The organism is Pseudomonas sp. X10, assembly GCF_054889225.1.
The window spans coordinates 4001137-4018939 of sequence record NZ_CM142677.1 but is presented as its reverse complement, the minus strand read 5'-3'; the positions used below and the strand labels follow the sequence as shown (position 1 = coordinate 4018939).

The window sequence follows — 17803 nt, the reverse complement described above, 5'->3', positions numbered from 1 at the left end:
TACAAAAAAGCCAGCTTTCGCTGGCTTTTTCATTGCATTGCAGGGCGGATCAGGAAGCGTCGGCTGCCATCTCTACATCATGTGCAATCAGGGCGACCAGTGCGTTCTGCTGGCGGTGGGAAAGCTGGCGGAAACGTTGCAACAGCTCGCGCTCATGCAGTGACAGCTCCGGGCTGTCCAGGCGCATGCTCAGCTCTTCACCGAGGGCGCCTTCCTGGATAAGGCTTTGCTCCAGGCGCGCGATGATTTCAGAGTTCATGCTGCGGTGATGGTTGCGCGCTACCTCGGCAATGCGCTCACGCATTCCGTCTGGCAGGCGGACGACGAACTTGTCAGCGGTGCGGCTCGAATAGATAGCCTGTTTCATTGGGCGCATATAATTGACCGGTTTTTTAGTTCAGGGGAAGCGGTTCTCAAAATTGGCCGCGCGGTGGGAAATACGACCATCGCGACGGCAAAATGTTCAACCCATGGAGCGAATTAGGTGTTCATCATGCCTCAAGGTCGCCGTTTCCTTGGCGTCAAGACTGTGACAAATAGTGATCCGGATAAAGGCTTTTTGCCAGCAGCAATTATCAGAAATGAGCACTGGTTTGAAAAGTCTCCCTCTATCTGGCTCACCATGCTGTCATTATCTTGTCGCCAAAATCTGATAAAAAGCAGCAAAGGTAAGGGAAAACGCCTAGAATGCGCTGGTTTCCCTACCTTTGAGCATAGTGGCTATGCGGTATGACGCAAGCGGGGCGGACCACAGGGCTTCGGCAGGTCGCCTCATCTACTTGATAGGACCTTCCGGGGCCGGAAAAGATTCCCTGATCGAGGCGGCCAGACGCAAATTAGCAGCGCATGGCGTGCAGATCGCCCGGCGTATCATCACCCGTTCTGCCGAATCCAAAGGTGAAGATGCCATGAGCGTTTCTCCCGAGCGGTTCCATGAGCTGCTCCATGCCGAGGGTTTTGCGTTGCACTGGCGTGCCAATGGCTTGGACTACGGCATCCCGGCGCAAGTGGACCAGTGGCTGGCCTCGGGGAGGCATGTCTTGGTGAATGGCTCACGTGCCCATTTGATGGAGGCGCGCCGACGTTATCCTGACTTGCTGGCCATTCGCCTGGATGTCGACCCGGCAGTTTTGCGTCATCGCCTGCTGGCGCGGGCGCGGGAGTCTATCGAGGAAATCGAACAACGCCTAGCGCGCAACCAGCAGCTACTGATGGCGGATGATCGTTCGATTCATGTGCTGGACAATTCCGGCACGCTGGAGGCGGCGGTAGAGGGCTTGCTTGGGCTCATGGGCGAAGAGGGGTTGCTCCACGATACGGACGAATCCCCAGACGCTCAGCCGAGCCGTTGAAATGACCTGCACACTTACCCAGATGGCAAGGAAAGAGATTACGGGCAAAAAGCCCGATTGATGACATGACAAATGGCGGAACGCTGGTTAACATGCTCGCCGTTCTTTATCGCGCAGCGCCCGCTGCCGGTATCTAATGTCTCAGTAGCTCAATTGGATAGAGCATCCCCCTCCTAAGGGGAAGGTTGCAGGTTCGAACCCTGCCTGGGACACCATCCAATTCAAGTTTTCCAGCAAACTCATCGGTTCTAGCAACCTTCTCAGCCAAGAATCGAGAAGTGGCACGCGCTGATCAACTGAAAAGCCTCCTCAGTAATACGCAGCCGGACCGCGTTCCAAAAAAAGTAGGGTAGGGCGGTACTGAGTCTCTGTGCAATGCAGATATAGACTGTCGAGAGGTATTTATTAAGGCGTTTCTCCCGACAGCCTCGATACCAAGGTTCAACCCAGGATGTTCTCCTGTTTTTCCCTGGCCTCCTTGCTCGCCTGTTCTATTGTCTGTGTACCGTTTGCCTGGGCCATCAGTTGCGCCGGCGTTGCGGATCCGTCCAGTTGCTGGTCCAGATTGGCCTTGGCCTTGAGTTCTGCTTCTTCCTTTATCTTCTGGGCAATCTGCTTGTCGACCAGTTCTTTTTTCTCCGGCGGCAACGCGTCGTACTCTTCTGCGGTCATGCCCAGTTCCGCCAGTATCTTCTCCTTGATCTTTTCCGCTGGGCTCTTGGCCATGTAGTCGTGAAACGCCTGTTCGGCGCTGCTGCGTTCTGGCTTCTCGACGCCACCTTGCTGGCGGGCGCTGACGTCAGGGTTCTGCAATTGCACCTTGAGCTTGGCGAAGGCTTCTTCACGGGCATCCTCGGCGTTCTGCTGCGAAGCATTGCCGTGGTTGTTCTGTTGTTGAGCGGTGTTGCTGGTGGCAACTGGCGGACGGAAGGGCAGGACGTCGGCAACCGGCGGTTCGCTGCCGATGCGGTTCTGATACTGCACGTTGCTCTGCCAGCCCAGGCCATTGAGGGTAATCACTGCGTCTTCTCCTAGAGAGGTTGGGGCTTTCGAGTAATGGCAAAACCTGTGCCAAGCTCTTGGATGGCTTAACCGCTGATATATTGAGAGGTGGTAGGCAGTTCCGTGGAGGGGCGTGTCGGAAGCGCCTTGCCAGAAGAGGAATGTGATTGCCCATCAGCGGCAAACCTACCGCTATCGGCAGTCTCTATCTGGGGGCAATTGCTGGACACAACGGGGAGCGTCCATGAGTCGAGAATCCGTACCTTTGCCGTCTGGCGGTTTCAGCGAGGAGCAACTGCAAACCCTGTTCGAGCTGATCAGCGATGGCATCTGGGATTGGAACGCCAATACCGGCTACGTCTATCGCAACCCAGGTTGGTACGCGATGCTGGGTTACCCCTGCCACTCCATGGATAACACCGTGCTGACGTGGGAAAGCGTGATTCACCCCGATGACTATCCCCGGGTGATGGCTCATTTCGAGGCCTACATCAACCAGCGCAATGAGCACTACCGGATCGAGTACCGTTGCCGGCGCCAGGACGGCAGCTACCTGTGGATAGAGGACAGCGGCCATATCATCGCGCGCAACGAGGATGGCTCGGTGGCGCGCATGCTCGGCGCCCACCGCAACATCGATGCGGGCAAGCGCCTGGTGGCCGAGCTGGAGCAGAAGAACCAGTCCCTCGAAGCCCTGGTGGAGGAGCGCACCCGGGAGCTTTCCTGGGTCAATGAACAGCTGCAGCGGCAGTTGGACGAGAACCGCGACTTGGCCGAACGTGATGCGCTGACCCGAGCCGCCAATCGCTACTGCCTGGAGCGCACGTTGCAGCAGGAGTGCGAGCGGGCGCGACGTTTCCGCCAGCCGCTGGCGCTGATCGTCATGGACCTGGACGATTTCAAGCCGATCAACGACCGCTATGGCCATGCCCGTGGCGACAGTGTGTTGCTCGATGTGGTCGAGCGCATTCGCGAGTGTCTGCGGCCTCAGGATTTGCTGGCCCGCTGGGGTGGAGACGAGTTCGTCGTGGTCTTGCCGGGCACGGCCTTGCCGCAGGCTTTGGACTGCACTGCGTCGTTGCGCGAGGCGATACAGCGTGCCGAGCCTGTGGGGGGCTGCCGGCTGACCATGAGTTATGGCGTCGTGCAGTGGCAGGACGGTGAGGACCAGACGCAGTTGTTGAGCCGTGCCGACCAGGCCTTGTACCGGGCCAAGGCGGCAGGCAAGGACGCCATCGGCGAATAAAAAAAGACCCGCTGCCAGGGGCAGCGGGCCAATCGGCTACAGCCGCTTCAGTATCAGATGTGCAGGGCGTGGCCCAGCGCGCGCAGCGCCGCTTCCTGGACCGCTTCGCCCAAGGTCGGGTGAGCGTGGATGGTACCCGCCACGTCTTCCAGGCGTGCGCCCATCTCCAATGACTGGGCAAAGGTACTGGACAGTTCTGAGACGCCCACGCCCACCGCCTGCCAACCGAGGATCAGGTGGTTGTCGCGGCGGGCGACCACACGCACGAAACCGCTCTTCGATTCCAGGGTCATGGCGCGGCCATTGGCAGCGAAGGGGAACTGCGTGACGATGCAGTCCAGGCCCTGTTGCTGGACCTGTTCCGGTGTCTGGCCGACCACCACTACTTCCGGGTCGGTGAAGCACACCGCGGCAATCGCGGTCGGCTCGAAGCGGCGAGCCTTGCCGGCGATCAGCTCGGCGACCATCTCGCCCTGGGCCATGGCCCGGTGGGCCAGCATGGGTTCGCCGGTGAGGTCGCCGATGGCCCAGACATTGTGCATGCTGGTCTGGCACTGCTCGTCCACGGCGATGGCCGCGCCCTTCATTTTCAGGGCCAGGCTTTCCAGGTTGAACCCTTGGGTGCGCGGCTTGCGGCCGACGGCCACCAGCACTTGATCAGTCTCCAGGCGCACTTGCTCGCCGGTCGTGTCGCGGGCCAGCAGGCACTGGCTGTCGCTGTCGAATCCTTCGACGCTGTGGCCCAGGTAAAGCTGGATGCCCAGCTTCTTGACCGACTCGGCCACTGGTTGGGTGAGCTCGTTGTCGTAGCTCGGCAGAATGCGCTCGCGCGCCTCGACCACGCTGACGTCTACGCCGAGCTTGCGGTAGGCGATGCCCAGCTCCAGGCCGATGTAGCCGCCTCCGACCACCACCAGGCGTTTGGGCAGGGCCTTGGGGGCCAGGGCTTCGGTCGAGGAGATGACCGGTCCGCCCAAGGGCAGCATCGGCAGTTCGACACTACTGGAGCCGGTGGCCAGCAGCAGGTGTTCGCACTGGATGCGCTGGCCGTCGACCTCGACGCTCTTGCCGTCGAGGAGTTTCGCCCAGCCATGGATCACCTTGACGCCATGCTTCTTCAGCAGAGCTGCGACGCCACTGGTCAGACGATCGACGATACCGTCCTTCCAGGCCACGCTGCGGCTGATGTCCAGGCGTGGCGAGGAGACGCTGATGCCCAGGTTCGACTGTTCGGTATGCTGGCAGGTCTGGTGGAACTGCTCGGCCACATGGATCAGCGCCTTGGAAGGGATGCAGCCGATATTCAGGCAGGTACCGCCTAGGGCTTGGCCTTCGACCAGCACGGTGGGGATGCCCAGTTGCCCGGCACGGATGGCGGCCACGTAGCCGCCGGGGCCGCCACCGATGATCAGCAGGGTGGTGTTGAGGGTCTGTTGCATGATCACTCCACAAACAGGCAGGCAGGCTGTTCCAGCAGGCCACGGACGGCCTGGATGAACAGGGCGGCATCCATGCCGTCGACCACGCGGTGGTCGAACGAGCTGGACAGGTTCATCATCTTGCGCACCACGATCTGACCGTTGATCACCATTGGCCGTTCGACCATGCGGTTGACGCCAACGATGGCCACTTCCGGGGTGTTGACCACCGGTGTGCTGGCGATACCGCCAAGGGCACCCAGGCTGGTCAGGGTGATGGTCGAGCCTGACAGTTCTTCACGGCTGGCCTTGTTGTTGCGCGCGGCGTGGGCCAGGCGGGCGATCTCGCTGGCATTGCTCCACAGGGTGCCGGCTTCGGCATGGCGCAGCACAGGCACCATCAGGCCGTTGTCGCCCTGGGTGGCGATGCCCACATGCACCGCGCCATGACGGGTGATGACTTGGGCCTCGTCGTCATAAGTGGCGTTGATCTGTGGGAAGTCACGCAAGGCCACGACCATGGCGCGGACCAGGAAGGGCAGCAGGGTCAGCTTGCCGCGGCTGTCGCCCCACTGCTTGTTCAGGTGCTGGCGCAGTTCTTCCAGGGCGGTGACGTCGATCTCTTCGACATAGCTGAAATGCGCGACCCGGCGCTTGGCGTCCTGCATGCGCTGGGCGATCTTGCGGCGCAGGCCGATCACCGGGATCTGTTCGCTGTCGGTACGCTGGGCATAGCCGCCTGGCGTCTGTGCGGCTGCGCTTTGCGGCCGGGTCATGAAGGCGTCGAGGTCTTCGTGGAGGATGCGGCCGGCAGGGCCGCTGCCATGCACATAGCGCAGTTCGATACCGGCATCCAGGGCACGCTTGCGTACGGCCGGGGAGGCCAGCGGGCGTTCATTGGCCTGGCGCGGCACGATGGGGGCGGCGGGTTTCGCGTTGCCTGGAGCGCTGGCCGCCAGTTGTGCTTCGGCGCGTGGCGTGGGCTGGCTGGCAGCGGCCGCCGGTGCTGGCGCAACAGGCTCGGCGCTGGCCGGCTTGGCGGTTGGCGGTTCCTCGTGATTGCCGTTGCCTTCGACCTCGATGCGGATCAGCTCGCTGCCCACGGCCATGACTTCACCGGGCTGGCCGCCCAGGGCCAGGACCTTGCCGCTGACCGGCGAGGGGATTTCAACGGTGGCCTTGTCAGTCATGACATCGGCTACCACCTGGTCTTCGGTGATGGTGTCGCCGACCTTGACGAACCATTCCACCAGTTCAACTTGCGCGATGCCTTCGCCAATGTCCGGCATCTTGATGACGTGCGTGCCCATTCAGACCTCCATGACCCGTTTCAATGCCGCGCCCACTCGCGAGGGGCCCGGGAAGTACGCCCATTCCTGCGCGTGCGGGTAAGGGGTGTCCCAGCCGGTGACGCGTTCGATCGGGGCTTCGAGGTGATGGAAGCAATGCTCCTGGACCAGCGATACCAGTTCGGCACCGAAACCGCAGGTGCGGGTGGCCTCATGAACTACCACGCAACGACCGGTCTTCTTCACCGATTCGACGATGGTTTCCAGGTCCAGTGGCCAGAGGCTGCGCAGGTCGATGACTTCGGCATCGACACCGGTTTCCTCGGCGGCGACCTGGGCCACGTACACTGTGGTGCCATAGGTCAGCACGGTGACGTCGTTGCCCGGGCGGGTGATGGCGGCCTTGTCCAGCGGTACGCTGTAGTAACCGTCCGGGACGGCACTGGCCGGGTGTTTCGACCAGGGGGTCACCGGCCGGTCGTGGTGGCCGTCGAAGGGGCCGTTGTACAGGCGCTTGGGCTCGAGGAAGATCACCGGGTCGTCGTTTTCGATCGAGGCGATCAGCAAGCCCTTGGCGTCATAGGGGTTCGAAGGCATGACAGTGCGTAGACCGCAGACCTGGGTGAACATCGCTTCGGGGCTCTGGCTGTGGGTCTGGCCACCATAGATGCCGCCGCCGCAGGGCATGCGCAGGGTCAGTGGGGCGACGAACTCGCCGGCCGAGCGGTAGCGCAGGCGCGCCATCTCGGAAACGATCTGGTCCGAGGCCGGGTAGAAGTAGTCGGCGAACTGGATCTCCACCACCGGGCGCAGGCCGTAGGCGCCCATGCCTACGGCGGTGCCGACGATGCCGCTTTCCGAAATCGGAGCGTCGAACACCCGCGACTTGCCGTATTTGGCCTGCAGGCCTTCGGTGCAGCGGAACACGCCACCGAAGTAGCCAACGTCCTGGCCGTAGATCACCACGTTGTCATCGCGCTCAAGCATGATATCCATGGCCGAGCGCAAGGCCTGGATCATGGTCATGGTGGTGGTGGTCATGGCGGTTTCCAGATGGATGCTGTTGTTGTGATCGTTCATCTCAGACCCCCAGTTCCTGGCGTTGGCGGCGCAGGTGTTCGGGCATTTCCTTGTACACGTCCTCGAACATCGAGGCGGCGCTCGGAATGTGGCCGTTGACCAGGGTGCCGTACTGTTCGGCTTCTTTTTGCGCCGCGACGATCTCGGCCTCGAGTTCGGCGGTGACCGCCTGGTGTTCTTCCTCGGACCACTGCCCGAGGGCGATCAGATGCTGCTTGAGGCGGGCAATCGGGTCGCCCAGCGGAAAGTGGCTCCAGTCGTCGGCCGGACGGTATTTGGACGGATCGTCCGAGGTCGAGTGCGGGCCAGCACGGTAGGTGACCCACTCGATCAGGCACGGGCCGAAACCGCGGCGGGCGCGTTCGGCGGCCCAGCGTGAAGCGGCATAGACCGCCAGGAAGTCGTTGCCGTCGACCCGCAGCGAGGCGATACCGCAGCCCACGCCACGGCCAGCGAAGGTGGTAGCTTCACCACCGGCGATGGCCTGGAAGGTGGAGATCGCCCACTGGTTGTTGACCACGTTGAGGATCACCGGCGCGCGGTATACGTGGGCAAAGGTGAGGGCGGTGTGGAAGTCCGACTCGGCGGTGGCGCCATCGCCGATCCAGGCGGAGGCGATCTTGGTATCGCCCTTGATGGCCGAGGCCATGGCCCAGCCAACTGCCTGGACGAACTGGGTCGCCAGGTTGCCGCTGATGGTGAAGAAGCCGGCTTCGCGCACCGAATACATGATCGGCAACTGGCGGCCTTTGAGCGGGTCGCGCTCGTTGGACAGCAACTGGCAGATCATCTCCACCAGCGACACGTCGCGGGCCATCAGGATGCTTTGCTGGCGGTAGGTGGGGAAGCACATGTCGGTGCGGTTGAGGGCTAGGGCCTGGGCACTGCCGATGGCTTCCTCTCCCAGGCTCTGCATATAGAAGGACATTTTCTTCTGGCGCTGGGCAACCACCATGCGGCTGTCGAATAGTCGGGTCTTGAGCATGGCACGCATGCCTTGGCGCAAGACCTGCGGATCGATGTCCTCGGCCCATGGACCCAAGGCATTGCCCTGGGCGTCCAGCACGCGGATAAGGCTGCAGGACAGGTCGGCCGTATCGGCGGCTTCTACATCGACGGGAGGTTTACGGACTTGACCCGCATCGTTCAGACGCAGGTAGGAGAAATCGGTCTGGCAGCCTGGCCGGCCGGTAGGCTCGGGCACATGCAAACGCAGGGGGGCGTACTCGTTCATGCTTTTTACGCTCGCTCGGTTTTGTGTTTTTGTGAGCTTTGAAGCGGTCGCTGCTGACGTCACTGGCTTGTGACCAAGGAGTCAGCGTTATTTACATCATAGGGCGCCAGAGGGAGAATTTTTCTCTCAAGTTCGTTGCCTTTGTCCTAATTTGCAGATAAACATTCTGCATAAACACAAGAAACAGGTGAATTTGTCTCATGCGAAAACTGGATCGCACGGATATTGGCATTCTCAACAGCCTGCAGGAAAACGCCCGCATCACCAACGCCGAGCTGGCCCGTTCGGTGAACCTGTCGCCCACGCCCTGTTTCAACCGGGTCAAGGCCATGGAAGAGCTGGGGGTGATCCGCCAGCAGGTGACCCTGCTGTCCCCGGAAGTGCTGGGGCTGGATGTGAATGTGTTCATTCATGTCAGCCTGGAGAAGCAGGTGGAGCAGTCGCTGCACCGCTTCGAAGAAGAGATTGCCGAGCGCCCCGAGGTGATGGAGTGCTACCTGATGACTGGCGATCCGGACTACCTGTTGCGTGTGCTGTTGCCCAGCATCCAGGCGTTGGAGCGCTTTCTCGATTACCTGACGCGCCTGCCGGGCGTGGCCAACATCCGCTCCAGCTTTGCCCTCAAGCAGGTGCGTTACAAGACGGCGTTGCCGTTGCCGGCCGGCGGCATGATGTTGCCGGGGTGAGCGACATGCATGCGTACATGCCTTCGACTTCTATGTAGGAACCAGCGCAAGCCGGCAATACGTTCCGTGTGGATGGTCACGAGCACTGTGTCCTCAGCGGCTTGATATCCTGAACACCTGCCGCCTATGTTGTGCAGGTCGCCGTTTCCGGCATGCCATACAACAAGGATTAGAGTCATGACGACCAAGGGCCAGAGTGCTTTCGCCGAGCGATTGACGGGCATTGACGAGATCGAGTGTGTAACCCCCGATCTCAACGGCGTACCACGAGGCAAGGTGATGACCGCCGATGGTTTCCTCGAAGGCCGCCGCTTGCAGATGGCCAGGGGCGTGTTGTTGCAGTGCATCATGGGCGGCTATCCACCGGCCAGGTTCTACGGCAGCGACGACGGCGACCTGGCCCTGGTGCCCGACCCCGGGCAGGTGCACCGTCTGCCCTGGAGCGACGAGCCCCGGGCGCTGGCGGTTTGCGACGCCAATGAACTGACTGGCGAGAGCTCCGGCCTGTCCACCCGTGGCCAACTCAAGGCCGTGATTGCCCGCTATGCCGCGCTCGGCTTGGCGCCGGTGGTGGCGACCGAGCTGGAGTTCTTCGTCTTTGCGCCGAACGGCGATCCGCACCAGCCCTTCCAACCGCCGTTGGGCAAGGATGGTCGGCGCGAGGAAGGCCACTCGGCGTTCAGTGTCAGTTCCAACAATGGCCTGCGGCCGTTTTTCAGCGAGGTCTACCGCTGCATGGCGGCGCTCGGCTTGCCGCGCGATACCTTCATGCATGAGATGGGCGTCAGCCAGTTCGAGATCAATCTGCTACATGGCGACCCGCTGCTGTTGGCGGACCAGACCTTTCTGTTCAAGCACCTGCTCAAGGAAGTGGCGCTCAAGCATGGCTTGACCGTCGTGTGCATGGCCAAGCCGTTGGCCAAGACCCCGGGCAGTTCCATGCACCTGCACCAGAGCTTGGTGGAGGTGGGCAGTGGCCGCAATGTGTTCAGCGATGGCGACGGCAAGCCGACGGAGACCTTCATGCATTTCATCGGCGGCTTGCAGGCCTGTATGGCGGATTTCACCGCGTTGTTCGCGCCTAACGTCAATTCCTACCAGCGCCTGTGCCATCCGTACGCTTCGCCCAACAATGCCTGCTGGTCCGAGGACAATCGTGCCGCCGGCCTGCGTATCCCGGCCAGTTCAGCGGCGGCGCGGCGGGTCGAGAATCGGCTGCCAGGGGCCGATGCCAACCCCTACCTGGCGATCGCTGCCAGTTTGGCGGCTGGCCTGCATGGTATCGAGCAGCGCTTGCAACCGACGCCGGCCATCCAGGGCGAATTCGAGGTGCCCGACCACCTCAGCCTGCCTTGTACCCTGCACGCGGCACTGGAGCGGCTCAAGCACAGCCAGCTGGCGCGGGCAGCGTTCGGCAAGGAGTTCATCGACGGCTATGTGGCGACCAAGACCCTGGAATTGACCGACTTCTTCGATGAAATCACGCCATGGGAGCGACGCGTGCTGGCGGCGCAGGCCTGAGGCGTTTTCAGCAGCGGGTGCGGGGCATGGGTGTCAATACGTCCCTCACCTGTTTTTTTGCGTCCGGGGGCCTGCGTTGCTGCAGTTTTCCCCTTATGCTTTCAGGCAGTTCTACACCTGCCCCAAGGAGCCCTTCGGGACGCTGATGCGACAGATCTGGAAGTCATTTCGCTCGCTGTATTTTGCTGCCCTGATGATGCTGATCGGCTCCGGCCTGTTGAGTACCTACCTGGCCCTGCGGCTGGCGGCCGATCATGTCGACAGCCTGTGGGTCGGTGCGCTGATGGCGGCCAACTATTTCGGCCTGGCCCTGGGGGGCAAGATCGGCCACCGGCTGATCGGCCGGGTCGGACATATCCGCGCCTACGCCACCTGTGCCGGCATCGTCGGCGCGGCGGTGCTCGGCCATGGCATGACCGACTGGTTGCCGGCCTGGGTGGGGCTGAGGATGATCGTCGGCCTTGGAATGATGTGCCAGTACATGGTCATCGAGAGCTGGCTCAACGAGCAAGCCGACGCCCGTCAGCGTGGCGCGGTGTTCAGTGGCTACATGATCGCTTCTTACCTCGGCTTGGTGCTTGGCCAGTTGATTCTGGTGGTGCATCCACAGTTGGGGCCGGAGCTGTTGATGTTGGTCGCCATGTGCTTTGCCCTGTGCCTGGTGCCGGTGGCCATGACCCGGCGTATCCACCCGGCGCCGCTGCGCCCGGCGCCCATGGAGCCGAGGTTCTTCATCAAGCGGGTGCCGCAATCGCTCAGCACGGTGCTGGGCTCGGGCCTGATCGTGGGCTCGTTCTATGGATTGGCGCCGGTGTATGCGGCGCACCAGGGGCTGTCCACGGAGCAGATCGGTCTGTTCATGGGCTGCTGCATCTTCGCTGGCCTGTTGGTGCAATGGCCGCTGGGCTGGTTGTCCGACCGCTATGACCGAGCCCTGCTGATCCGTAGTGTGGCGGTCGGTATCGCGCTGATCTCGCTGCCGCTGGCGATCCTGCCCAGCGTGCCGCTGGAACTGTTGTTCGCCATCGGCTTTTTGATTTCGTTGCTGCAGTTCTGCCTTTACCCGCTGGCCGTGGCGTTCTCCAACGACCACGTCGAGGGTGAGCGACGCGTGTCGCTGACCGCCATGCTGCTGGTCACCTACGGCGTCGGTGCCAGTATCGGCCCGCTGACGGCCGGTGTGTTGATGAAGATGCTGGGCAGCCAGATGCTGTATGCGTTCTTCGTGTTCTTTGCCTTGGTCCTGGTCTGGCGCATCCGTCCGAAAGCGGTCACCAACCTGCACCAGGTGGACGATGCGCCGCTGCATCACGTGGCCATGCCGGCGGCGGGCTCGCCATTGTCGGCAGCCCTGGACCCGCGTGTCGATGAGCAGGTGGTGCAAGAGCAGATGCAGACGCCGGTGGCAGCGGAAGACACCGAAGGGGAGGAGGAGCAGGGCGAGCCTGCCGAGGAGAGCGTGACGGCCGAGGCGGACAAGCCGACCCCAGTGTGAGATTCGTCGTGACGAGCCCCAATGCTGTTGCAGCTGGGGCTAATACCTGTGTAAGCCGCGAATCTTGCGACTGACACAACCCTGCGGGAGCGGCCTTGTGTCGCGATGGGCTGCACAACAGTCCTGGTAGTGACTCGATCAGTAATCGTCTTTGTCGAACCGGCGCGCTTCACGCTGCAATTGGTAGACGAAGCTTTCGACTCTGCGTTGCATCTGGCCGTTGAGGTTATGGAAGCGCACCCCGGCGAAGGTGGTGTTGAAGCGCTCTTCGTAATGCAGGTGGCGCAGTTCCACCATGGTTTGGTTCAGGCCGAGCGGGGCACCAGCGGCGAACTTCTCGTAGACCTGGCCCAGTTGCAGACGCTCTTCGACATTGCCCTCGAAACGCAGCTTGCAGCCAGTGGCGGAAATATCCAGCAATTTGCCACGTAGGGCGCCGTCACCTTTGAGCTTGTCGCCATCGAGCACGACCTCGAGCAGTTGCGACAGTTTGAGGGCGGCCCGGAATGCATTGCGCCGTTGGTGATAGGTCACCTCTTCCGGCAGGCTGCCGCGGTAGCAGCGATGGCCATCGATCTCGGTGATGCTCAGAGGGGTATTGCATTCCCAGGCGATACGCACGCCGTCGTGGAAGCCTTCGATGCGGAAGGGTTCGCCGTTCTCCAGGAAGCGTTCCCCGTCGCGGGGGATCATCTCGTCCAGCGCCAGGGTGTTGCCAGCGCGGTCGACATGCACGACATAGCTCTGGAAGCGCTGGCTGCGCTCGTGGAAAGTAATGATCAGTGGGTCGTTGCCCTCTAGCAGCAATCGCAGGTTGGCAGCGATTTCCAAAGGGGTATTCAGCACCTTTGGCGGCTGTGGAGCATCGGTTTCATTGAACACGGGTTATCAATCTCCAGGCAAAACGACACACGCGAGTGTCATCATTTTGCCAGCATGCTCCGTGCCTTGGTAGACGTAATCACACTTGGCTGAGCGCCCGGGGCTTGGCCAGTGATGCGGTGGCGCCGCGGCTGTCGTAGAGCGATGGAGAATCGCCACCCATGAGGATCCTGATCTGGTTGGCCGTGGCGTATTGCTGGAGCTGGATGGACTGGCCATTGCGCTCGTTGACGGCCTGGCATTCTTCCATCAGCTTGGCCAGCACGTCGAGCCGCTGCATCAACACTTCACCCTGGGGAGATTGCGCGGCCAGGGCCTTCGCGCCTTCGCGGTCAGGGCTCAAGCCGAGGCTGGTGAGCAACTCGCTACGGCGGCGGCCTTGCTGGTCGAGCAACACGATCAATGACTGCTTGCGCGCCAAAATGGTTTCCAGCAATGGCATGTCACGGCCATGCAGGGCGACTGCTTCGGTTTGCAGTAACTCGAGCAGTTGTTGCGCTGGGGCAATATCGTCTTCGATCAGTTGCAGCAAAGTGGTGTCGTGCATGGCTGGCTCTTGGCTTGTGGCGTCCTTGAAGTCAGCGCGCCATCAGGTCAGCGCTGGGCTTCGAAATTGAGCAGTTTGCTCGCGACCCGGCCGGCATCGACCTGATAGCTGCCATCAGCGATGGCCTGTTTCAACTCGGCCACGCGGGCACTGTTGACAACCGGCTGGTCGCGCAGCTCGTCGCTGATCTTCTGCAATTGCTGGGCCTCGTGGCTGAGGTGTACCGCTTCTCCGCTGGCGCCGGCGTTTTTAGGCGCATCGGCGGTTTCGCCCGCTTTCCCGGCAGTGTCGGCCGCAGGGGTGCTGCGTACGCCGCCCGTGACGCTCGGGGAGTTATTCAAACGACTGAAGTCGATGACCATGATCAGGAACCTCTGGGTATTTGTACGCTTGCCTTGTTTTCGGCCAACCCGAAAAAAACTTTAGGCGAAAATGTAAAGTCGCCGTTCGACAAGCCCGTGTAACCCGTTCTGACACAGTTTAGGAAAAGCGGTTGCGCACCGCCAGCCTTCTCTTACATGGCCACCTCGACCTGGCCAGGCCCCGTGACCCGAGCCTTGACGACCCGTTTGGAGTTGAGGTTGCGGACCCGGATCTGTTCGCTGAGGCCGCCCTTACTCAAGGCTTCGCCCGGCATGCGCACGCTGAGGCTGCCGCTGCGGGCCATGATCACCACATGATCGCCCTTGCGCACCACCTCGGCCTGCTCCAGATGCTGCGGGGTGAGTACCTGGTCCATCACGGTCGGACGCAGCAGCTTCATGCCCACCGCCTGGTTCAGTTGGGTCAGGAAGCCCTGGTTGAGCGTGCCCACATCGCGTTCGCGCAGGGCCACGTCGTCTGCGCCGATCACGCTTGCGCGCTTGAGTGGGCGAGCCATGGTGACGACATCACGGTACAGGCGTACCTGGGCCGGGACGAATACTGTCCAGGGCGCATTGCCATTGCAACGCACGCGCACCGTGACCCGCCCCAGCGGTTGCGCCGGACTTTCCAGCGTTGCATCCAGCTGTTGTTCGCACAGCGGCATGCGCAAGCGTGGGTCGAGGGTGTTGACCTGGATCTCGTAACGGCCTTCGGTCCCGGTGCTGGCCAGGTAATCTTCCACTGTGAATTCAAGAAACCCTTGGGTGACGCCGATAAGCTGTTCAGGCAAGGTAAACGCATCAGCCAGCGTGCGAGCGCCGGGTGCCAGCAGGCACAGCACGGCCAAGAGGCCGGGCAGGGGGCGCAGCAGTCGTCGGAAAAATGTCGTTTTCATGTGCATAACGCTCAAAAAGCAAAGCCCGTGCCGATTCGGTACACGGGCTGAAACGTTGGTGAAGGAGTCTGGCATGGCTGGTGTAATGGATTCGGTGAACCAGCGCACGCAACTGGTCGGGCAGAATCGCCTGGAGCTGCTGCTGTTCCGCCTCAATGGCGATCAGCTCTACGGCATCAATGTGTTCAAGGTACGGGAGGTGCTGCAATGCCCGGACCTGACCATTCTGCCCAAGTCCCACCCGGTCGTGCGCGGTGTGGCGAGTATCCGGGGAGCAACCATCCCCATCCTCGATTTGTCGATGGCGACCGGCTTGCCCGGGCTGCGGGAAGAGAACCGCAACAGTTTCGTGATCATCACGGAGTACAACACCAAGACCCAGGGCTTCCTGGTGCACTCGGTCGAACGCATCGTCAACATGAACTGGGAGGAGATCCATCCGCCGCCCAAGGGCACTGGCCGCGATCACTACCTGACGGCGGTGACCCGGGTGGACAACCGGATGGTGGAAATCATCGATGTGGAGAAGGTCCTCGCCGAAGTGTCGCCGACCTCCGAGACGATCTCCGCCGGTGTGGTCGATGCCGAGGTACAGGACAAGGCTGTGATGTCGCGGGTGCTGACGGTTGACGACTCGTCGGTGGCGCGCAAGCAGGTTGGTCGCTGTCTGCAGAGTGTGGGGGTCGAGGTCGTGGCGCTCAATGACGGCCGCCAGGCCCTGGACTACCTGCGCAAGTTGGTGGACGAGGGCAAGCGGCCTGAAGAAGAGTTCTTGATGATGATCTCGGACATTGAAATGCCGGAGATGGACGGTTATACCCTCACCGCCGAGATACGCAGCGACCCGCGCATGCAAAAGCTGCACATCCTCCTGCATACTTCGCTGTCTGGCGTATTCAACCACGCCATGGTCAGGAAGGTCGGCGCCGATGACTTCCTTGCCAAGTTCAAGCCGGACGATCTGGCCCAGCGTGTGGTCGATCGCATCAAGGCCACGCACTGAACAGCCAGGGGCATGCCCCTGGCGCTATTGATGACTTAAGAGGCGGCAGCATTGTCTACGGGTAATTTGGATTTCGAACAATTCCGGGTCTTCCTGGAAAAAGCCTGTGGCATCCTGCTAGGTGAGAATAAGCAATATCTGGTTTCCAGCCGTCTCAACAAGCTGATGGAGCAGCAGGGCATCAAGTCCCTGACCGAGCTGGTACAGCGCATCCAGAGCCAGCCGCGCAGTGGCCTGCGTGAGCGGGTGGTCGATGCGATGACCACCAACGAGACCCTCTGGTTTCGCGACACTTATCCGTTCGAGGTGTTGAAGAACAAGGTCCTGCCCGAGCAGATCAAAGCCAACCCCGGCCAGCGCCTGCGCATCTGGTCGGCGGCCTGCTCCTCCGGGCAGGAGCCTTACTCCATTTCCATGGCCATCGACGAGTTCGAGCGCAGCAACATCGGTCAGTTGAAGATGGGCGCGCAGATTGTCGCCACCGACCTGTCGGGCACGATGCTCGCTAACTGTAAGACCGGCGAGTATGACAACCTGGCAATTGCCCGTGGCCTGTCCCAGGAGCGCCTGCAGCGTTACTTCGACGCCAAGGGACCGGGGCGTTGGGCGGTCAAGCCGGCCATCCGCAGCCGTGTCGAATTCCGCTCGTTCAACCTGCTCGACAGCTATGCCAGCCTGGGCAAGTTCGACATCGTCTTCTGCCGCAACGTACTGATCTACTTCTCGGCCCAGGTCAAGAAAGACATCCTCCTACGTATCCACGGAGCGCTCAAACCGGGTGGCTACCTGTTCCTCGGCGCCTCCGAAGCGCTCAACGGCCTGCCGGACCATTACCAGATGGTCCAATGCAGCCCGGGGATCATCTACCAGGCGAAATAGGTGTCTTTGTGCGAGATCCCGCGGCGCATCGCTGTGCATGTCGAGAGTTTGTGGCGCCCTCAAGATCCCGCGCCGCCCGCGCGGCGCATCGCGACACAAGGCCGCTCCCACATTGATTGCAACGTGCCATGGCCTGATAGACCGAAGTCTTAGTCTTTGTTTGTACGACAGAGATATCGAGGTGGCCGCAACAGCCTCCACGCAATCTTTCGCCTTGCGCCAAGGCTACTGTGGGAGCGGCCTTGTGTCGCGATGCGCCGCGCGGGCGGCTCGGGGTCTTGAGGGCGCCGAAGAACTGCCGGCATGCATAGCTTGCAGCCTATCCCCCCATTTTTGCCGCTTTGCTGACGCCAAGCGGAAATCCATTGCCGCTTTTCTGGCATTGCCGCTGGCGGCAAGCCGCTGAAACCCGCGGATCTTCTAGGTCTGACCTGTTGGCACAAGGCTTGCTAAAGCTTGATCAACGCACTCCGGTCAACCTTCGAAGGTTCCCTGACATGAGCATCAGTTTCGACAAAGCGCTTGGCATCCATGAAAAGGCACTGGGCTTCCGTGCCCAGCGCGCCGAGGTGCTGGCCAACAACATCGCCAACGCCGACACGCCGAATTACAAGGCTCGCGATATGGACTTCTCCGCGGTGCTGGCCGCCGAGAGTGAGAAGCGCCAGGGCGGCCATTTCGCTTTGGAGCGGACCAACAGCCGGCATATCGAGGCCGAAGGCCTGAGCATGGGTGATGAGACCCTGCAGTACCGCACGCCCATGCAGCCGTCGATCGACCAGAACACCGTCGACGCGCAGATCGAGCAATCGAACTATGCGGAAAACGCCATGAACTTCCAGGCCAGCTTCACCCTGCTCAACAGTAAATTCAAAGGGCTGGTTTCGGCCCTGCGCGGAGAGTAATCC

Annotated in this window: 19 protein-coding genes and 1 tRNA gene; 10 read left to right on the top strand and 10 right to left on the bottom strand. The window is 61.6% G+C overall.

From position 1 onward, the window contains the following. Nucleotides 1–49: 49 nt before the first annotated feature. Nucleotides 50–376 (bottom strand): Arc family DNA-binding protein, encoded by a 327-nt coding sequence (locus tag ACYU03_RS18220; RefSeq protein ID WP_027915923.1) that lies wholly within the window; start codon nucleotides 374–376, stop codon nucleotides 50–52. 108 nt (nucleotides 377–484) lie between these two features. Here ACYU03_RS18220 and ACYU03_RS18215 point away from each other — a divergent pair, with 108 nt between their 5' ends. The 3 genes from ACYU03_RS18215 (at nucleotide 485) to ACYU03_RS18205 (ending at nucleotide 1567) form a co-directional block, all read left to right on the top strand. Further along, nucleotides 485–733 carry a hypothetical protein gene (locus ACYU03_RS18215; protein WP_461886032.1) on the top strand — a complete coding sequence of 83 codons (249 nt, stop codon included), beginning with the start codon at nucleotides 485–487 and terminating at the stop codon, nucleotides 731–733. Continuing rightward, entirely contained in the window at nucleotides 723–1352 is a 630-nt protein-coding gene (gene phnN, locus ACYU03_RS18210; RefSeq protein ID WP_461886031.1) for a phosphonate metabolism protein/1,5-bisphosphokinase (PRPP-forming) PhnN, read from the top strand. Before ACYU03_RS18215 ends, phnN begins: the two co-directional genes overlap by 11 nt. 138 nt (nucleotides 1353–1490) lie before the next feature. Beyond that, nucleotides 1491–1567 (top strand) — tRNA-Arg (locus tag ACYU03_RS18205). A gap of 226 nt (nucleotides 1568–1793) precedes the next feature. Here the strand turns inward: ACYU03_RS18205 and ACYU03_RS18200 are convergent. Beyond that, nucleotides 1794–2372: a hypothetical protein gene (locus ACYU03_RS18200; RefSeq protein WP_461886030.1), complete on the bottom strand. Its 579-nt coding sequence runs from the start codon at nucleotides 2370–2372 to the stop codon at nucleotides 1794–1796. 226 nt (nucleotides 2373–2598) lie between these two features. On the opposite strand from ACYU03_RS18200, the gene ACYU03_RS18195 reads away from it, so the two are divergent. Further along, nucleotides 2599–3600 (top strand): sensor domain-containing diguanylate cyclase, encoded by a 1002-nt coding sequence (locus ACYU03_RS18195; protein ID WP_461886029.1) that lies wholly within the window; start codon nucleotides 2599–2601, stop codon nucleotides 3598–3600. Between the two features lie 53 nt (nucleotides 3601–3653). Here the strand turns inward: ACYU03_RS18195 and lpdA are convergent, their stop codons facing one another. Genes lpdA through ACYU03_RS18175 form a run of 4 tightly spaced genes read right to left on the bottom strand, consistent with a single transcriptional unit; the run spans nucleotide 3654 to nucleotide 8621 of the window. Next, nucleotides 3654–5039 carry a dihydrolipoyl dehydrogenase gene (lpdA, locus tag ACYU03_RS18190; RefSeq protein ID WP_461886028.1) on the bottom strand — a complete coding sequence of 462 codons (1386 nt, stop codon included), beginning with the start codon at nucleotides 5037–5039 and terminating at the stop codon, nucleotides 3654–3656. 2 nt (nucleotides 5040–5041) lie between these two features. After that, the gene (locus ACYU03_RS18185; RefSeq protein WP_461886027.1) at nucleotides 5042–6328 is read right to left on the bottom strand and encodes a dihydrolipoamide acetyltransferase family protein; all 1287 of its coding nucleotides are present in this window, start codon (nucleotides 6326–6328) and stop codon (nucleotides 5042–5044) included. Further along, nucleotides 6329–7387 carry an alpha-ketoacid dehydrogenase subunit beta gene (locus ACYU03_RS18180; RefSeq protein WP_461886026.1) on the bottom strand — a complete coding sequence of 353 codons (1059 nt, stop codon included), beginning with the start codon at nucleotides 7385–7387 and terminating at the stop codon, nucleotides 6329–6331. It lies immediately after the preceding gene. Nucleotide 7388: 1 nt separating this feature from the next. After that, on the bottom strand, nucleotides 7389–8621 hold the full coding sequence (locus ACYU03_RS18175) for a thiamine pyrophosphate-dependent enzyme (protein ID WP_461886025.1): 1233 nt from the start codon (nucleotides 8619–8621) through the stop codon (nucleotides 7389–7391). A gap of 200 nt (nucleotides 8622–8821) precedes the next feature. On the opposite strand from ACYU03_RS18175, the gene bkdR reads away from it, so the two are divergent. From bkdR to ACYU03_RS18160, 3 genes are all read left to right on the top strand, one after another. Continuing rightward, the gene (bkdR, locus tag ACYU03_RS18170) at nucleotides 8822–9307 is read left to right on the top strand and encodes a Bkd operon transcriptional regulator BkdR (protein ID WP_461886024.1); all 486 of its coding nucleotides are present in this window, start codon (nucleotides 8822–8824) and stop codon (nucleotides 9305–9307) included. A 279-nt stretch (nucleotides 9308–9586) separates the two neighbouring features. Then, nucleotides 9587–10828, top strand: coding sequence for a glutamine synthetase family protein (locus ACYU03_RS18165; RefSeq protein ID WP_461891493.1), 1242 nt, complete (start codon nucleotides 9587–9589; stop codon nucleotides 10826–10828). A 145-nt stretch (nucleotides 10829–10973) separates the two neighbouring features. Further along, nucleotides 10974–12323 (top strand): MFS transporter, encoded by a 1350-nt coding sequence (locus ACYU03_RS18160; RefSeq protein ID WP_461886023.1) that lies wholly within the window; start codon nucleotides 10974–10976, stop codon nucleotides 12321–12323. 138 nt (nucleotides 12324–12461) lie between these two features. Here the strand turns inward: ACYU03_RS18160 and ACYU03_RS18155 are convergent, their stop codons facing one another. The 4 genes from ACYU03_RS18155 to flgA all read right to left on the bottom strand — a co-directional run bounded on the left by ACYU03_RS18155 (nucleotide 12462) and on the right by flgA (nucleotide 15019). Beyond that, nucleotides 12462–13205 carry a flagellar brake protein gene (locus ACYU03_RS18155; protein ID WP_461886022.1) on the bottom strand — a complete coding sequence of 248 codons (744 nt, stop codon included), beginning with the start codon at nucleotides 13203–13205 and terminating at the stop codon, nucleotides 12462–12464. 79 nt (nucleotides 13206–13284) lie between these two features. Next, a complete protein-coding gene (locus ACYU03_RS18150) occupies nucleotides 13285–13752 on the bottom strand; it encodes a flagella synthesis protein FlgN (RefSeq protein WP_461886021.1) in 468 nt (155 codons plus the stop codon). 47 nt (nucleotides 13753–13799) lie between these two features. Further along, on the bottom strand, nucleotides 13800–14114 hold the full coding sequence (gene flgM, locus ACYU03_RS18145) for a flagellar biosynthesis anti-sigma factor FlgM (RefSeq protein ID WP_461886020.1): 315 nt from the start codon (nucleotides 14112–14114) through the stop codon (nucleotides 13800–13802). Nucleotides 14115–14266: 152 nt separating this feature from the next. Next, nucleotides 14267–15019, bottom strand: a complete 753-nt coding sequence (gene flgA / locus ACYU03_RS18140; protein ID WP_461886019.1) for a flagellar basal body P-ring formation chaperone FlgA — start codon at nucleotides 15017–15019, stop codon at nucleotides 14267–14269. 67 nt (nucleotides 15020–15086) lie between these two features. On the opposite strand from flgA, the gene ACYU03_RS18135 reads away from it, so the two are divergent. The 3 genes from ACYU03_RS18135 to flgB all read left to right on the top strand — a co-directional run bounded on the left by ACYU03_RS18135 (nucleotide 15087) and on the right by flgB (nucleotide 17800). Beyond that, nucleotides 15087–16016: a chemotaxis protein CheV gene (locus tag ACYU03_RS18135; RefSeq protein ID WP_461886018.1), complete on the top strand. Its 930-nt coding sequence runs from the start codon at nucleotides 15087–15089 to the stop codon at nucleotides 16014–16016. A gap of 51 nt (nucleotides 16017–16067) precedes the next feature. After that, on the top strand, nucleotides 16068–16895 hold the full coding sequence (gene cheR / locus ACYU03_RS18130) for a protein-glutamate O-methyltransferase CheR (RefSeq protein WP_461886017.1): 828 nt from the start codon (nucleotides 16068–16070) through the stop codon (nucleotides 16893–16895). A 497-nt stretch (nucleotides 16896–17392) separates the two neighbouring features. Continuing rightward, a complete protein-coding gene (gene flgB, locus ACYU03_RS18125) occupies nucleotides 17393–17800 on the top strand; it encodes a flagellar basal body rod protein FlgB (protein WP_461886016.1) in 408 nt (135 codons plus the stop codon). Nucleotides 17801–17803: the final 3 nt, after the last annotated feature.

Coding starts and splice junctions, on each gene's coding strand:
- ACYU03_RS18220 (WP_027915923.1), bottom strand. CDS start 376: ATGCGCCCAATGAAACAGGCTATCTATTCGAGCCGCACCGCTGACAAG.
- phnN (WP_461886031.1), top strand. CDS start 723: ATGCGGTATGACGCAAGCGGGGCGGACCACAGGGCTTCGGCAGGTCGC.
- ACYU03_RS18195 (WP_461886029.1), top strand. CDS start 2,599: ATGAGTCGAGAATCCGTACCTTTGCCGTCTGGCGGTTTCAGCGAGGAG.
- lpdA (WP_461886028.1), bottom strand. CDS start 5,039: ATGCAACAGACCCTCAACACCACCCTGCTGATCATCGGTGGCGGCCCC.
- ACYU03_RS18185 (WP_461886027.1), bottom strand. CDS start 6,328: ATGGGCACGCACGTCATCAAGATGCCGGACATTGGCGAAGGCATCGCG.
- ACYU03_RS18180 (WP_461886026.1), bottom strand. CDS start 7,387: ATGAACGATCACAACAACAGCATCCATCTGGAAACCGCCATGACCACC.
- ACYU03_RS18175 (WP_461886025.1), bottom strand. CDS start 8,621: ATGAACGAGTACGCCCCCCTGCGTTTGCATGTGCCCGAGCCTACCGGC.
- bkdR (WP_461886024.1), top strand. CDS start 8,822: ATGCGAAAACTGGATCGCACGGATATTGGCATTCTCAACAGCCTGCAG.
- ACYU03_RS18165 (WP_461891493.1), top strand. CDS start 9,587: ATGACCGCCGATGGTTTCCTCGAAGGCCGCCGCTTGCAGATGGCCAGG.
- ACYU03_RS18160 (WP_461886023.1), top strand. CDS start 10,974: ATGCGACAGATCTGGAAGTCATTTCGCTCGCTGTATTTTGCTGCCCTG.
- ACYU03_RS18150 (WP_461886021.1), bottom strand. CDS start 13,752: ATGCACGACACCACTTTGCTGCAACTGATCGAAGACGATATTGCCCCA.
- flgM (WP_461886020.1), bottom strand. CDS start 14,114: ATGGTCATCGACTTCAGTCGTTTGAATAACTCCCCGAGCGTCACGGGC.
- flgA (WP_461886019.1), bottom strand. CDS start 15,019: ATGCACATGAAAACGACATTTTTCCGACGACTGCTGCGCCCCCTGCCC.
- ACYU03_RS18135 (WP_461886018.1), top strand. CDS start 15,087: ATGGCTGGTGTAATGGATTCGGTGAACCAGCGCACGCAACTGGTCGGG.
- flgB (WP_461886016.1), top strand. CDS start 17,393: ATGAGCATCAGTTTCGACAAAGCGCTTGGCATCCATGAAAAGGCACTG.